The sequence below is a fragment of the Sporosarcina sp. BI001-red genome (genome assembly GCF_003384035.1).
Classification (GTDB): domain Bacteria; phylum Bacillota; class Bacilli; order Bacillales_A; family Planococcaceae; genus Sporosarcina.
The window spans coordinates 412,259-425,405 of record NZ_QQAK01000009.1; the positions used below are offsets into that span (position 1 = coordinate 412,259).

Below are 13,147 nucleotides of genomic sequence, written 5' to 3' on the forward strand. Positions count from 1 at the left end.
TGAATGATGACGAATTATGAAACATATAGGTTGAACTTCGAGAAGGAGTTGGATCCCGTTGTAAAGGAAATGGAAGAGGATGCAAAAGTGCATTTTGTTCCAATCATGGATCCTATCGGCATTGAGACGTTTATCGGCTTGTTAACTATTCAAAAGCCGACTACGTTATTAGAAATTGGAAGTGCTATCGGATATTCTGCAATTCGTCTGGCGCAGGCAAACCCGGAACTGCGTATTGCAACGATCGAACGTGACGAAGAACGACATGCAAAAGCAGTTCATTATATTGAACGTGCCAAGCTGAACGAACGAATTTCACTTTTCAAAGATGACGCCTTAACTTTTGACACAACATCTCTTCCATACGATTATTTTGATGCTTGTTTTATCGATGCAGCAAAAGGGCAGTACCAACGTTTCTTCGAGAAGTACGAGCCCCTCGTTAAGACGGGTGGGTTCATTTATTGTGACAATATGTTTATGCATGGAATGGTATTTCTGGATGACCAGGAGGTACCCAAACGCAGTCGGACGATGATTCGTAATTTAAAAGCATTTACTGAATGGATAATGGGAAATCCTGCGTATGAAACTTCCTTACTTCCTGTAGGAGACGGAATTTTAATCGCTCGTAAAAATTCATAAAGTTGCACGAACTACAGAGGAGGAATTAGGAAGATGGGAACGCAAAAACCATTAGTCATCGGTATCGCAGGGGGCTCAGGCTCAGGGAAAACAAGTGTTACAAAAAAGATTCATCAAGTTTTTCAAGAGCATTCTGTAGTCGTCATCGAACAAGACTTTTATTATAAAGATCAGTCACATTTAGAGTTTGAAGAACGTCTCAATACAAATTACGATCATCCACTTGCATTCGATACGGATTTATTAATTGAGGATTTGGAAAAACTCCTCATTCGACAGCCTATCAAAAAGCCAGTCTATGACTATGCTTTTCATACACGTTCCAGTGATAAAATTGCAATCGAGCCTAAAGATGTGATTATCCTTGAAGGGATCCTGATCCTAGAAGATAAGCGTTTGCGTAACTTGATGGACATTAAATTATTTGTCGATACGGATGCAGATTTACGTATTATTAGAAGGATCTTGCGGGATATCAATGATCGGGGAAGAACAATAGAATCCGTCATTGATCAGTACATGAGTGTCGTTCGTCCCATGCACAACCAGTTCATAGAACCAACCAAGCGTTATGCGGATATTATCATTCCTGAAGGTGGCCATAATGAGGTCGCAATTGACTTAATGGTAACGAAAATAAAAACAATTCTTGATTCTGGTAATGATTTGTAATATGATGTTGTCAGATATTCATATAGTAAACACTATGTCGCATACCTTTTACGAGGTGCGACATATTATTTTGATGATTTTGCAAAATGAGGAGTGAGGAAATGGTTTCTGAAAAAAAATATCCAATGACTGTTTCAGGAAAACAGAAATTAGAAGATGAACTTGAATTTCATAAGACTGTAAAACGTAAAGAAGTTGTTGAACGTATTAAGATTGCTCGTAGTTATGGTGACTTGTCTGAGAACTCAGAGTATGATTCTGCGAAAGAGGACCAAGCGTTCATCGAAGGGAAAATCTCGTCGCTTGAATCAATGATTCGTAATTCTGTCATCATCTCAGAAGATACACGTACCGAAGAAGCGCAACTCGGCAGCACAGTGACGTTTAAAGAAATCCCTGACGGGGAAATTGAAACGTATACCATTGTAGGATCCGCAGAAGCAGACCCTCTAGAAGGGTTGATTTCCAATGATTCACCTATAGCCAAAGGAATTCTTGGCCGTAAAAAAGGGGATCTAGTGAAGATCATAACTCCGGGTGGCGAAATGCAAGTTGAAATTACAGAAGTGAAGTAACACAGAGATGCCGCCTTCGAATATAAGGCGGCTTTTTTTGTGAAACATCAGGCAGGAAGAAACGTCCAATCGTTAGAAGCGTGGAAGTTAAGGAGATGATTTCAAGTGAGTGAACAAAAACCGGAATTTTCAAGGGTGCGTCGGAAACGACAAAACAATAAAGGGAATAAGATGTTGAATTGGATGATCGCCATCGTTGTTCTGTTAATTGTCCTCGTGGGTGTGAAAATACTTTCAAGTGACAGCTCACCAGAAAACAAAGAAGTAGCTATCACTGAAACAACTCCGGATGATGAAGCGAGTGGTACTGAGAGTAGTACTGAAGGATCTGATGGTGAGGACAAGGTGGAGGATTCAGACCAGGGTGCAGACGCTGGTGACAAGGAATCGTCTAAAGAAGGAACTGTCAGTGACGAATCCGATGAAAGTGATGATTCTTCAACAAAGAAAGATACTGAAAAAGAAGGAACTGTTACATATACAGCTAGTGAAGAGGCCGTCGTGGATGAAACGGTTTCAAATACATCGTGGGAGCCTGTAGGGACGTCACAGTCAGGTAATCACGTATCACAGTATGATGGGTCGTCAGTAGACTGGCAAGAGAAAAAGAAGGCACTAGCATATGCAACAGGCATGACTGAAAATGACATGATTTTCTTGAAGATAAAAAATGGGGGAAGCCCACAGAAGTCAATAGGGATTGTTTCTTCAAGAGACAAATCAAAAAAGTATAGAGTCTATTTGGAATGGGTTGACGGCGAAGGTTGGAAACCGACACAAATGGATGTATTGAATACACTGGATTTTAACTACTAAACGCTTTAAAAGATAGGGGATACTTATGATGAAAGTTGGAATTATCGGCGCAATGGAAGAGGAAGTTACCATCCTTAAAAAACAGTTACAATCCGCTCGTCACACGGTTATCGCTGGTTATGAATTTAGTGAAGGAACACTTGTTGGTCGTGAAGTCGTGCTCGTGAAAAGTGGTATTGGTAAAGTGAACGCTGCAGTTGCGACCACATTACTTCTCCAATTGTTTAAACCGGATGCAGTGTTGAACACTGGATCTGCAGGCGGTATTGGTGAAAATTTAGAAGTTGGGACAGTTGTGCTATCAAAGAATGTAACGCATCACGATGTAGACGTGACTGCATTTGGATATGCACTTGGTCAAGTGCCTGGTGGTCCAGTCACATACACGGCTGATGACAACCTACTTCTAGTCGCTGCAAAAGCAGTTGAAGACATTGGTAAGCATGCGCATGCATCAGGACTTATCGCATCAGGAGATGTGTTTATGAGTGATCCAGCACGTGTGTATCAGGTAAAGCAACAGTTTCCGGAGCTAATCGCTGCAGAGATGGAAGCTGCTGCAGTTGCGCAAGTATGTCACGAGTACCAAGTACCGTTTGTAGTCATTAGAGCTCTTTCAGACATTGCGGGGAAAGAATCATCTTTGTCGTTCGACGAGTTCCTTCCGGCAGCTGCACAACATTCTTCAGAAGTTGTTCTCCAAGTCATCTCGAAACTTTAAACCATTCGTGGTAAACTAGACATAAGTAGTAAAACCTAATTCATGCAGCAAGGAGGCAACCAGGATGTTATTTTTAATGTTAGGCGCATTTATCGTCACGACCGCTCTTACAGGCTTGATTTACTTTGAAGTAAAAGCCTGATTAAAGATAATCAGTGTAGACGTCTCCAGCGAGGGTACGAATGCTGGAGATGTCTTTTTTTCTTTGGAAAAGGGTGTTACTTTGAGTCTTGTTCACGTTTGAACAACTGATACAATTTGACAATCGCTCTTTTTTCAATTCTTGAGACGTAACTGCGAGAAATTTGAAGTTGGTCTGCAATTTCTTTTTGCGTCATCGGCTTGTCATTTAACAATCCAAAACGCTTCTGAAGGATTTCGAGCTCACGACCTTCTAATTTGTGCAGGTGTCGATAAAGTCGCTCTTTTCGTTCATTCAATTCCGCTCGATCGTGAGGCGATTCTTCGTCAGTTTGTAGGAGATCTGCAATTTCTAAAGACTGTCCTTCACTGTCTGTGCCGATCGGTTCGTTTAAAGAGATATCCTTTTGCGTTTTTTTCTGGGTGCGCAAAAACATTAATATCTCGTTTTCGATACAACGAGCTGCATACGTCGCCAGTTTTGTTTTACGATCTGGTGTAAAGCTTGCGATGGCTTTCATGAGACCAATCGTGCCGATTGAAATGTAATCGTCAAGTTGTTCGTGTTTGGGATGGAACTTCTTAACGATATGAGCAACGAGCCTCATATTGCGCTCGATCAGTTCATCACGGGCATCTTCGTCCCCTTGGGCCAAACGTTCGAGACAATCGGCTTCTTCCGCTTTTGATAGCGGGCGTTTAAACGCCTGACCTCGAATGTAACCTAAAACTGCAGGGATTTCGAGCCATAGTTGGACGATCGCCATCACTAAGCCGCTCAAATGATCCACCTCCTGTGTCGTTGTCTGACATCCTATGCGGTATTAAGATGGCGTATCACCGCTGATTTTGGCGGACAGGCAGTTTTTGAATAACAGGAACTTCCTTGGTTGGTCATCAAGTATTTTGTCTGGGATATGGTATAATAAGTGCGAATCAGCACAGTAATGGAGTGGATAGGATGTACAATTATTTCTTACCGGATGAATATGTTAAAGATGTTTATCAGCTTTCGCCAACTGATTTTTTAAATAGAGGCATTAAGGGGATTATCACTGATCTCGATAATACGCTCGTCGCTTGGGATTGTCCGGATGCAACCCCGGAAATTACTACTTGGATTAAAGAAATGCAAGATGCGGGTCTGCAAGTAACAATTTTATCGAACAATAATGAGCCTCGTGTAAAAGCATTCTGTGAGCCAATCGAAATACCTTTCATCTTTTCAGCGAGAAAACCTTTGTCAAAAGCGTTTAAAAAAGCGCTAAAACAAATGGAACTTCAAAAAGAAGAAGTCGTAATGATCGGGGATCAGTTAATGACCGATATACTTGGGGGCAATCGATTCGGATTACACACGATTCTGGTCGTGCCTGTTGCAAGTTCTGATGGCGTTATGACGAAATTCAATCGTCAACTAGAACGTCGTATTATGAAAACGTTGAAACGAAAAGGAATGATTTCGTGGGAGGAATAGATTTGGAACTCACTTGCATTGGATGCGGAATTGCCATCCAAACAGAAAACCCTCAAAAAGAAGGGTATACACCACCCGCTTCGCTTGAAAAGGAAGAGGTAATTTGTCAGCGTTGTTTCCGATTACGAAATTATAATGAGTTGCAGCCTGTCTCTCTCTCTGGAGATGACTTTCTGGCGATTTTAAACGGAATCGGCGACCGGGAGGGTCTAGTTGTCCTTGTAGTCGATATCTTTGACTTCAATGGTAGTTGGATTCATGGTTTACAGCGCTTTGTCGGTAAAAAAGATATTGTTTTGATCGGAAACAAAGCCGATGTATTGCCGAAATCGGTGAATCGAAATAAGTTAATCAACTGGATGCAGGAACAATCCGCTAAACTTGGGTTGAAGCCTGCAGAAGTGATGTTAGTATCTGCAGTTAGGGGGCAAGGAGTTCCTGAAGCGCTCGAGAGAATTGATGAGTTACGTAAAGGTAAGGACGTATATGTAGTAGGTTGTACAAATGTCGGTAAATCCACATTTATCAATAGAATCATCAAGCAAGCTACCGGTACCGGAGAAGTCATTACGACTTCGCATTTCCCGGGGACAACACTGGATCTTGTTGAGATTCCATTGGATGATGGGAAAGCGATTTATGACACTCCTGGTATTATCAATAGCCACCAGATCGCTCATTATTTAGATCCGAGTGAACTGAAAGCCATAACACCTAAAAAAGAAATCAAGCCAAAAATATTCCAATTGAATGCAGACCAAACGCTTTTCATTGGCGGTTTAGCACGCTTCGATTTCATGAAAGGCGAGCGCTCTTCATTTAACGTACACACTGCAAATGCACTTCCGCTCCATCGGACAAAGCTTGAAAACGCGGATGCATTATATCAAGCACATCTTGGTGAAATGCTGTCACCGCCAGGCAAACAATCTTTAGAGTCATTCCCTAAACTCGTACGCCATGAGTTTTCTATCAAAAAGGCAAAGACGGACATTGTCATTTCAGGTCTAGGTTGGATAACTGTTCAGCATCCCAACGTTGTAGTAGCTGTTCATGCGCCTCGTGGCGTTGATGTGGTCTTGCGCCCATCATTAATCTAACAAGGGGGATTTAGGATGAAGAAATGGTTTGCGGTCATTGGGGATCCGGTTGCGCAATCGATGTCTCCTGGGATGCACGATTATTGGCTCCAAGAGAACGGGATCGATGCGACCTATCTACCTATTCGTGCGAAATCCGAAAAACTCCAGTCCGTCATTGAGAGCTTGGAAATGTTAGGCTGTAGTGGTTGGAATGTGACGGTGCCGCATAAAAGTGATATACTCCCTTTTCTAGACCGTGTTGACGAAGCAGCAGAACATATGGGTGCAGTCAATACGGTAGTGATTGAGGAAAAGGAATCACTAGTTGGTTATAATACAGATGGAATCGGTTTTGTGCGTGCATTGGAAGAAACGTATGGAAATGATCGTAAAGAGGATGAAATTCTAATTATCGGAGCTGGTGGGGCTGCAAAAGGGATCGCCTTTGCATTGCGCAACGCTGGCTATGGATCGATTACCTTTACCAATCGGACAATGGCGAATGCAAATGATTTAAGTAAACGATTATCGAATTCTACTTGTCTAACGATTGCTGATGCCCAACAGCACCTAGCACGTTTTGGAATCATTATTCAAACAACGTCTGTAGGAATGGCATATTCCACTGAGGGAATGCCATTGGATCCTGCTAATGTTGCACCAGGAACCGCAGCCATTGATATTATCTATAATCCTCTGGAAACGAAATTTTTAGAAACTGCCCGTAATAAAGGGGCGAAAACAGCAAACGGGATTGGCATGTTTGTCCATCAGGGAGCACTGGCTTTTGAGAAATGGACAGGCATTCGTCCTGACACTGTTGGAATGATGGAACAACTCACACAAACATTGGAGGATCAATATGCTAACAAGTAAACAAAAGAGCTATTTGCGTAGTGAAGCACATCACTTACAACCTATTTTTCAAATCGGCAAAAGCGGCTTGACAGACGCAATCATTAAACAAATCGAAGAAGCGCTAGAAGCTAGAGAACTAATTAAGATCTCTGTCCTACAAAACTGTGAACAAGACAAAGAAGAAATTGCTGACAATCTTGGCCAGCAGGCTGGATTAGAAGTCGTCCAAATCATTGGTAAAACGATTGTCATCTATAAAGAATCGACAGAGAAGAAAAAGATCGTTTTACCATAAGGAGTGAAGACATGCGGAAAATCGGGATTCTTGGTGGTACCTTTAACCCACCGCATATCGGACATCTCATTATAGCAAGTGAAGTTCAGGAAGCGCTTGAATTGGATGAAGTCAGACTTATGCCTACGGCAATTCCTCCACATAAGCAACTCCCAGACACAGCGACGCCCATTCAGCGACTCGTGATGACGGAACGGGCAGTACAAGGAAATGAATACCTTAGCAGTTGTGATGAAGAAGTCCATTTCGGTGGCGTTTCTTATACGTTCAATACGATGCAACGTCTCCTTGCGAAAGAACCTGATGCCGAATTTCACTTCATCATAGGTGGAGATATGGTGGATTCTCTGCACACTTGGTTCAAAATTGACGAACTTATAAAGATGGTTCGCTTTGTTGGTGTCCACAGACCAGGTACTTTGCGTAAGACCAATTATCCGATTCAATATATAGACACGCCATTAATTGATGTCTCTTCGACTCTTCTTAGAACTAAATATGCGTTGCATAAAACAACTACATATTTAGTGCCAGAGTCCGTGGATAGCTATATTCGTCAGGAGGGCTTGTATGGAACCTGCTAACCTCATCAAAGAATTACAGCAGCGGATGCCCCAGCAACGTTTTCAACACGTGTTACGGGTGACTGAGACGGCTAAATCGCTTGCTAGAATTCATGGCGATTCGATTGAAGCGGCAGAAACAGCTGCGCTATTTCATGATATTGCGAAATTCATGGATCCCGAAGAAATGCGGAAGCTTTTAATCGCTCACGAGGAAAATCCATTGTTGTTTGAATTCCATAAAGAACTATGGCATGCGCCTGCTGGAGCAATCATTGCCCGCGAAGAATTCGGAGTACACAGTGAAGACATTTTAAATGCAATTCGTTTTCACACTACCGGTAGAGCGAACATGTCTAATCTGGAAATGATCTTGTATATCGCAGATATGACTGAACCTGCGCGGAACTTTCCTGGGATCGATGAGTTACGTATTCGTGCAGAAGGTCCGTTAGACCAAGCCATGCGTGCCTGCATTACACACACCGTTACACACTTAATTGGAAAACAGGTACCAGTATACCCAGACTCCATTGAGTGCTACAATTATTTTGTGAACTGAAAGGAAAGTGAAACAATGCCAACATTATTAGAAGTAACATTTAAAGCAGCTGACGACAAACGTGCAGAAGACATTGTCGTTCTAAATATGGAAGGTGTCTCATTAATTGCGGACAATTTTGTAATCTGTCATGCGAATTCTGAGCGTCAAGTGCAAGCCATTGCTCGCGAAATTGCGGACAAAGCATCTGAAGAAAACTATGAAGTTAAACGGATCGAAGGAATGGATTCAGGTCGCTGGGTTCTTGTTGACCTTGGAGATGTAGTCGCTCACGTATTCCATAAAGACGAGCGCGGTTTCTATAACTTGGAACGACTTTGGGGCGATGCTCCGATGATCGAAGTTGGAGACAACTCCGTTCAATGATGTATGCTCAATTTGCGTCTGTATATGATGAGCTTATGTCAGATATTCCCTATCCGGCATACGTGGACTTAGTAGATACAGCGTTACATGGGTTATCAGGTAAAAAGATCCTGGATGTCGCTTGCGGCACCGGGATTCTTTCCGTTCTTCTTGCAGAAAGAGGTGCGGATGTCACGGGAATTGATTTGTCTGAAGAAATGCTTGCTGTCGCTAGCTCACGTGCAAGTGAGCGTTTTCCGTCCCTGACATTTTTGCAACAGGCAATGCAACAGTTAGATGTACCTGAACAATACGATGCGGCATTGATTCCGATTGATTCACTGAATTATTTGGAGGATGAGCAAGACGTCGAGCAAACGTTTAAAAAAATCCATGATGCACTTGTTCCTGGAGGCCTGTTCTTATTTGATGTACATTCAACATTTAAAACAGATGTACTCTTTATGGAGGGCCCGTTCACGTATGACAGCAACAAAATTTCATACATTTGGGAAACGGACGAAGGCGAAGATCCTCATTCCGTCCATTCGGAACTCGCTTTTTTTGTACGTGAAGAAGATGGGAAGTACTCTCGTTTTGATGAAGTCCATTATCAACGGACATTTCCGGTTATGAAATACGTGGAATTGCTGGAGCAATATGGATTTTTAGTAGAAAGAATTTTTGCGGATTGGTCGGATGAAGCTCCTGAAGAAGAAAGTGAAAGAATATTTTTTCAAGTCCGGAAATAACAGTATCCCTTCATATGCGCATGCGGTATAGTATAGGGGAAACCATGCGTTAACATCTATAAGAAAGGGTGATATATTCTGTTTTCTGAATTAATCTTTGGAAAATGGCGGAAAATCACCACTCCTCTTGCTATTGCGGCAGTTATCTCAGCATTTTTGTTCTTTCCCCGAGGACAAGGAGATGACGAGCTTCCCCCTGATGAAAGTTTGTACGATTCACTTGAAACGCCATCTGAAAATGAAGTGATTGAAGTGGTACCAGAAGCAGTCATTCAGCCCCCTTCAATAATTGTTGTAGACGTGAAAGGTGCAGTGCTTCATCCGAATGTGTATACATTACAGGAAGGGCAGCGTCTGATTGATGCGATTACAGCCGCAGGAGGATACACGGCTGACGCTGACAGTAGACTTCTGAATCATGCGCTCCGACTAACAGATGAGTCGGTGGTTTACGTGCCCCTCGTTGGTGAAGAGATTCCGCTATATGGCCAGTCAGCCAATGAGGTGACGAACCCGAATGATTCAGCTTCGTCACTTGTCAATATTAACACGGCTGACGAGACTCAGTTGATGACCTTAACAGGAATTGGACCTGCAAAAGCCGGAGCAATCATTAAATACCGAACCGAACAAGGTGCATTTCAAACAATCGAAGATTTGACGAAGGTTTCCGGTATCGGTCAAAAGACATTTGAATCATTATCAGAAGCAATAACCGTAAATTGAATGAACGTTTCTACATGTTGTAAAAGTTTGGAGGCGAGTGTATGGAGAGAATTACATGGGAACAATTTTTTATGGCGCAATGCAGCTTACTTGCTGTGCGAAGTACGTGCACGCGGTTGGCGGTAGGCGCAGTCATTGTTCGAGATAATCGAATTATTGCTGGAGGCTATAACGGTTCAGTATCAGGTGGCGATCATTGCATCGACAAAGGATGCTACGTTGTAGATAATCATTGCATTCGTACAATTCACGCGGAGATGAACGCCCTTTTACAATGTGGCAAGTATGGAACTCCGGCTGCAAATTCCACGTTGTATGTGACGCATTTTCCTTGTTTGCAATGTTCAAAAGCCATCATTCAAGCCGGTATTTCTAAAGTCTACTATGGCACAGATTATCGTAATAATGATTATGCAATTGAATTGTTTGAGCATGCAGGAATTGATCTAGAACATATTCCATTTGATGGACGCAACCTTGACTTTGAGAAAGCTTCTAAAGAGAAGTTGTTTACCGATATGTTACAAACGATGCAACACGCCAATGTTCCTGAAAATGACCTGAAAAGTTTTTCGGAACGTGCACAAGAATTATTCGGAAATTAGTACCTAAAACCCGTTTGATGTACTGGACACTGTCAGTAGCCGTATCAGCCATCGCTGCATACGGTTTTACTGAATTGTTATGGCTCAACCTACTTCTACTCCCCCTCATTCTGACAAGTAAAAAAGACATCCCTAATCTATTGATATTACTTGCAGTTAGCACACTTTCCTATTGTTACTTCTTAAATTATATAACTACACGCACACCTATACCGACCGATGAGACATTAACCCGTTCAATGCAATGGACTGAAACTGTCAAAATTGACGGGGGTAAAGTAAAAGGATTCGCGAAAGATTCAGAGGGTATTCCCTTTTACGTCTTGTACTCAATTGAAAGTGAAGAAGAAAAAAGGAATCTACTGGAAACTCCTTTGGCGGGTAGGAGGATTTCTCTGCAAGGGTCACTCGAACTTCCAGAACCTCCAGCTCATGAGTTTTCATTTAACATGGCATCTTATCTTCGAATGAATGGGGCTACCTATTTATTTCGTGCAAATAAAATGACTGTACAGGAAAAAGTAATTCGACCATCTACTCGATTAACAGAGAGACGGACTGCAGTTAAAAATCATATTAAACAAGCATTTCCCGTTTCCTTGCAAACTGAGGCCCAAGCACTATTGATCGGGGATAGAACCGGTATGGATGCTGAGCTTTCTTCTGAATATAGGACCCTAGGCATCACCCATTTGTTCGCAATCTCTGGACTTCATGTAGGCCTGTTGACGGTTATGCTCCGCATAGCAGCAAAACGGTTACGCATCCGCATGGAGACGATAGATACCACCTTGTTGTTCTTATTACCTTGTTATGCGCTCCTCGCGGGAGGTGCACCTTCTGTCTGGCGTGCAGTATCTGTTACAATGCTATTGTTATTATCAGCATCCGGAAAGTTGAAATTGAAAATGGACGATGCATTAGCGTTAAGTGCATTAGGTTTTATATTTTTAAAGCCATATGTTTTGTTTCAACCAGGATTTCAGCTATCGTATATGGCTGCATTTTCGTTATTGTATTCAGCTAATTATCTACAGAAACAACAATCGGTTCTTGCGCTCTCTGCAAGTGTGACTGCGATCACTCAAGTTGCATTATCGCCGATTCTATTAGTTCACTTCTATGAGTTATCCTTGTCATCTTTTCTCGTGAATATATTATATGTTCCTTTATATTCAATCATAATTCTACCGAGCAACATAGTTTTGCTCATCATTTCATTACTTTCCGAAACAGTTGCTGGTCCACTATTTTTCATTTATGAACCTTTCCGCAATTCGATCGCAACCGTTACTAGTTGGTTGGCAGGTCTACCTTGGCAAGTGTGGACTGCTGGAAAGCCAGATGCAGTATGGTTGATAGTAATGGTGGTTAGTATTGCTTGTGCTTTTATTGTAATTGAAAGATGGAACAGGCTACGTTTAGGAATTGTAATTGTTCTTATACCAGCGATCCTCTTTCATGTCAAACCTTATTTGGATCCTACTACGTACGTTTCATTTTTAGATGTCGGCCAAGGAGATAGCATTGTCATCGAACTAGGTTATCGAAAAGGGGTATACGTCATTGATACTGGTGGGACGGTTTCGATTGGTCCTCCTACATGGAAAACACCAGAGAAACAGTTTGAAGTAGGTAGGCAAATTGTCGTTCCCTATTTGAAAGGGAAAGGGATTAGTACGATTGACAAGTTGATTATTTCCCATGCTCATGATGATCACATGGGAGGTGCAGATGAAGTGCTCCAAGAGCTCCGTGTTAGGGAAGTACATGCTCCTGTCGGAAGTTGGACAGAAGAGAATATGGTTCCTGTTTTAACAGAAGCAAAGCGTCGAAAGACTCGTACCGTAAGCATGCAAGCGGGAGAGGAGTGGAAGACGGGCCAAACAGAATTTACGTACTTATCGCCATTCGATGATAAGTACTCACATAATGACAGTTCACTCGTACTGCTGATGAAAAATGAATATGGCTACTTGCTGTTCACCGGTGATTTGGAAGAGGGGGGAGAACAGAAAATCATACAGAAATATGGACAAGCCGAATTCTCTCCACTCATTTTGAAAATTGGCCACCATGGAAGCAAAACATCGACAACACAATCGTTCTTGAACTTGCTACAGCCTGATATCGGAGTGATTTCGGTTGGTCGTAATAATCGATATGGGCACCCTCATGAGGAGGTAGTGGACCGCCTTTTATCACAAAAAGTGAAGGTGTTTTCAACCGCAGAGCATGGAACTGTCATCTTGGAGATAGACGGGGGAAGTTTGAAATCTTCTAGTACACGATAAAAAAAGAAAGACTCCCAG

The 13,147-nt window shown here is 42.2% G+C and carries 17 protein-coding genes; 16 read left to right on the forward strand and 1 reads right to left on the reverse strand.

Translation table 11 applies throughout. The features are described 5' to 3' along the window. The first annotated feature begins 3 nt into the window (after nucleotides 1–3). The 5 genes from DVB69_RS03865 (at nucleotide 4) to mtnN (ending at nucleotide 3,429) form a co-directional block, all read left to right on the forward strand. The gene (locus DVB69_RS03865) at nucleotides 4–645 is read left to right on the forward strand and encodes an O-methyltransferase (protein WP_370452915.1); all 642 of its coding nucleotides are present in this window, start codon (nucleotides 4–6) and stop codon (nucleotides 643–645) included. 33 nt (nucleotides 646–678) lie between these two features. Beyond that, the gene (gene udk / locus DVB69_RS03870) at nucleotides 679–1,317 is read left to right on the forward strand and encodes a uridine kinase (protein ID WP_116016729.1); all 639 of its coding nucleotides are present in this window, start codon (nucleotides 679–681) and stop codon (nucleotides 1,315–1,317) included. Nucleotides 1,318–1,418: 101 nt separating this feature from the next. Further along, entirely contained in the window at nucleotides 1,419–1,892 is a 474-nt protein-coding gene (gene greA, locus DVB69_RS03875; protein WP_116016731.1) for a transcription elongation factor GreA, read from the forward strand. A gap of 105 nt (nucleotides 1,893–1,997) precedes the next feature. Further along, on the forward strand, nucleotides 1,998–2,708 hold the full coding sequence (locus tag DVB69_RS03880) for a YrrS family protein (RefSeq protein WP_116016733.1): 711 nt from the start codon (nucleotides 1,998–2,000) through the stop codon (nucleotides 2,706–2,708). Between the two features lie 28 nt (nucleotides 2,709–2,736). Continuing rightward, on the forward strand, nucleotides 2,737–3,429 hold the full coding sequence (gene mtnN, locus DVB69_RS03885) for a 5'-methylthioadenosine/S-adenosylhomocysteine nucleosidase (RefSeq protein WP_116016735.1): 693 nt from the start codon (nucleotides 2,737–2,739) through the stop codon (nucleotides 3,427–3,429). Nucleotides 3,430–3,647: 218 nt separating this feature from the next. Here the strand turns inward: mtnN and sigK are convergent, their stop codons facing one another. Then, on the reverse strand, nucleotides 3,648–4,352 hold the full coding sequence (gene sigK, locus DVB69_RS03890) for an RNA polymerase sporulation sigma factor SigK (RefSeq protein ID WP_116016737.1): 705 nt from the start codon (nucleotides 4,350–4,352) through the stop codon (nucleotides 3,648–3,650). Between the two features lie 179 nt (nucleotides 4,353–4,531). Between sigK and DVB69_RS03895 the strand changes: the two genes are divergently transcribed. The 11 genes from DVB69_RS03895 (at nucleotide 4,532) to DVB69_RS03945 (ending at nucleotide 13,129) form a co-directional block, all read left to right on the forward strand. Then, entirely contained in the window at nucleotides 4,532–5,047 is a 516-nt protein-coding gene (locus DVB69_RS03895) for a YqeG family HAD IIIA-type phosphatase (protein WP_116016739.1), read from the forward strand. After that, the gene (gene yqeH / locus DVB69_RS03900) at nucleotides 5,044–6,147 is read left to right on the forward strand and encodes a ribosome biogenesis GTPase YqeH (RefSeq protein ID WP_199562802.1); all 1,104 of its coding nucleotides are present in this window, start codon (nucleotides 5,044–5,046) and stop codon (nucleotides 6,145–6,147) included. The genes DVB69_RS03895 and yqeH overlap by 4 nt, the downstream gene beginning before the upstream one ends. Nucleotides 6,148–6,162: 15 nt before the next feature. Beyond that, the gene (aroE, locus tag DVB69_RS03905) at nucleotides 6,163–7,005 is read left to right on the forward strand and encodes a shikimate dehydrogenase (RefSeq protein ID WP_116016743.1); all 843 of its coding nucleotides are present in this window, start codon (nucleotides 6,163–6,165) and stop codon (nucleotides 7,003–7,005) included. Further along, entirely contained in the window at nucleotides 6,992–7,282 is a 291-nt protein-coding gene (yhbY, locus tag DVB69_RS03910; RefSeq protein ID WP_116016745.1) for a ribosome assembly RNA-binding protein YhbY, read from the forward strand. The genes aroE and yhbY overlap by 14 nt, the downstream gene beginning before the upstream one ends. An 11-nt stretch (nucleotides 7,283–7,293) precedes the next feature. After that, complete coding sequence (locus DVB69_RS03915) at nucleotides 7,294–7,866, forward strand: nicotinate-nucleotide adenylyltransferase (protein WP_116016747.1); 573 nt, start codon at nucleotides 7,294–7,296, stop codon at nucleotides 7,864–7,866. Next, nucleotides 7,853–8,407 (forward strand): bis(5'-nucleosyl)-tetraphosphatase (symmetrical) YqeK, encoded by a 555-nt coding sequence (gene yqeK / locus DVB69_RS03920; RefSeq protein ID WP_116016749.1) that lies wholly within the window; start codon nucleotides 7,853–7,855, stop codon nucleotides 8,405–8,407. The genes DVB69_RS03915 and yqeK overlap by 14 nt, the downstream gene beginning before the upstream one ends. 15 nt (nucleotides 8,408–8,422) lie before the next feature. Beyond that, complete coding sequence (gene rsfS, locus DVB69_RS03925) at nucleotides 8,423–8,773, forward strand: ribosome silencing factor (RefSeq protein WP_116016751.1); 351 nt, start codon at nucleotides 8,423–8,425, stop codon at nucleotides 8,771–8,773. Further along, the gene (locus tag DVB69_RS03930) at nucleotides 8,770–9,504 is read left to right on the forward strand and encodes a class I SAM-dependent DNA methyltransferase (RefSeq protein WP_116016753.1); all 735 of its coding nucleotides are present in this window, start codon (nucleotides 8,770–8,772) and stop codon (nucleotides 9,502–9,504) included. The genes rsfS and DVB69_RS03930 overlap by 4 nt, the downstream gene beginning before the upstream one ends. A 156-nt stretch (nucleotides 9,505–9,660) precedes the next feature. Continuing rightward, nucleotides 9,661–10,230: a helix-hairpin-helix domain-containing protein gene (locus DVB69_RS03935; protein ID WP_233505311.1), complete on the forward strand. Its 570-nt coding sequence runs from the start codon at nucleotides 9,661–9,663 to the stop codon at nucleotides 10,228–10,230. 41 nt (nucleotides 10,231–10,271) lie between these two features. Beyond that, complete coding sequence (locus DVB69_RS03940) at nucleotides 10,272–10,835, forward strand: ComE operon protein 2 (protein ID WP_116016757.1); 564 nt, start codon at nucleotides 10,272–10,274, stop codon at nucleotides 10,833–10,835. Nucleotides 10,836–10,852: 17 nt separating this feature from the next. Next, nucleotides 10,853–13,129: a DNA internalization-related competence protein ComEC/Rec2 gene (locus DVB69_RS03945; protein WP_116016759.1), complete on the forward strand. Its 2,277-nt coding sequence runs from the start codon at nucleotides 10,853–10,855 to the stop codon at nucleotides 13,127–13,129. Nucleotides 13,130–13,147: the final 18 nt, after the last annotated feature.

Bases quoted from the DNA above. Each gene is read 5' to 3' on its own strand.
- DVB69_RS03865 (WP_370452915.1), top strand. From the start codon at position 4: ATGATGACGAATTATGAAACATATAGGTTGAACTTCGAGAAGGAGTTG.
- udk (WP_116016729.1), top strand. From the start codon at position 679: ATGGGAACGCAAAAACCATTAGTCATCGGTATCGCAGGGGGCTCAGGC.
- greA (WP_116016731.1), top strand. From the start codon at position 1,419: ATGGTTTCTGAAAAAAAATATCCAATGACTGTTTCAGGAAAACAGAAA.
- mtnN (WP_116016735.1), top strand. From the start codon at position 2,737: ATGAAAGTTGGAATTATCGGCGCAATGGAAGAGGAAGTTACCATCCTT.
- DVB69_RS03895 (WP_116016739.1), top strand. From the start codon at position 4,532: ATGTACAATTATTTCTTACCGGATGAATATGTTAAAGATGTTTATCAG.
- aroE (WP_116016743.1), top strand. From the start codon at position 6,163: ATGAAGAAATGGTTTGCGGTCATTGGGGATCCGGTTGCGCAATCGATG.
- yhbY (WP_116016745.1), top strand. From the start codon at position 6,992: ATGCTAACAAGTAAACAAAAGAGCTATTTGCGTAGTGAAGCACATCAC.
- DVB69_RS03915 (WP_116016747.1), top strand. From the start codon at position 7,294: ATGCGGAAAATCGGGATTCTTGGTGGTACCTTTAACCCACCGCATATC.
- yqeK (WP_116016749.1), top strand. From the start codon at position 7,853: ATGGAACCTGCTAACCTCATCAAAGAATTACAGCAGCGGATGCCCCAG.
- rsfS (WP_116016751.1), top strand. From the start codon at position 8,423: ATGCCAACATTATTAGAAGTAACATTTAAAGCAGCTGACGACAAACGT.
- DVB69_RS03930 (WP_116016753.1), top strand. From the start codon at position 8,770: ATGATGTATGCTCAATTTGCGTCTGTATATGATGAGCTTATGTCAGAT.
- DVB69_RS03940 (WP_116016757.1), top strand. From the start codon at position 10,272: ATGGAGAGAATTACATGGGAACAATTTTTTATGGCGCAATGCAGCTTA.
- DVB69_RS03945 (WP_116016759.1), top strand. From the start codon at position 10,853: ATGTACTGGACACTGTCAGTAGCCGTATCAGCCATCGCTGCATACGGT.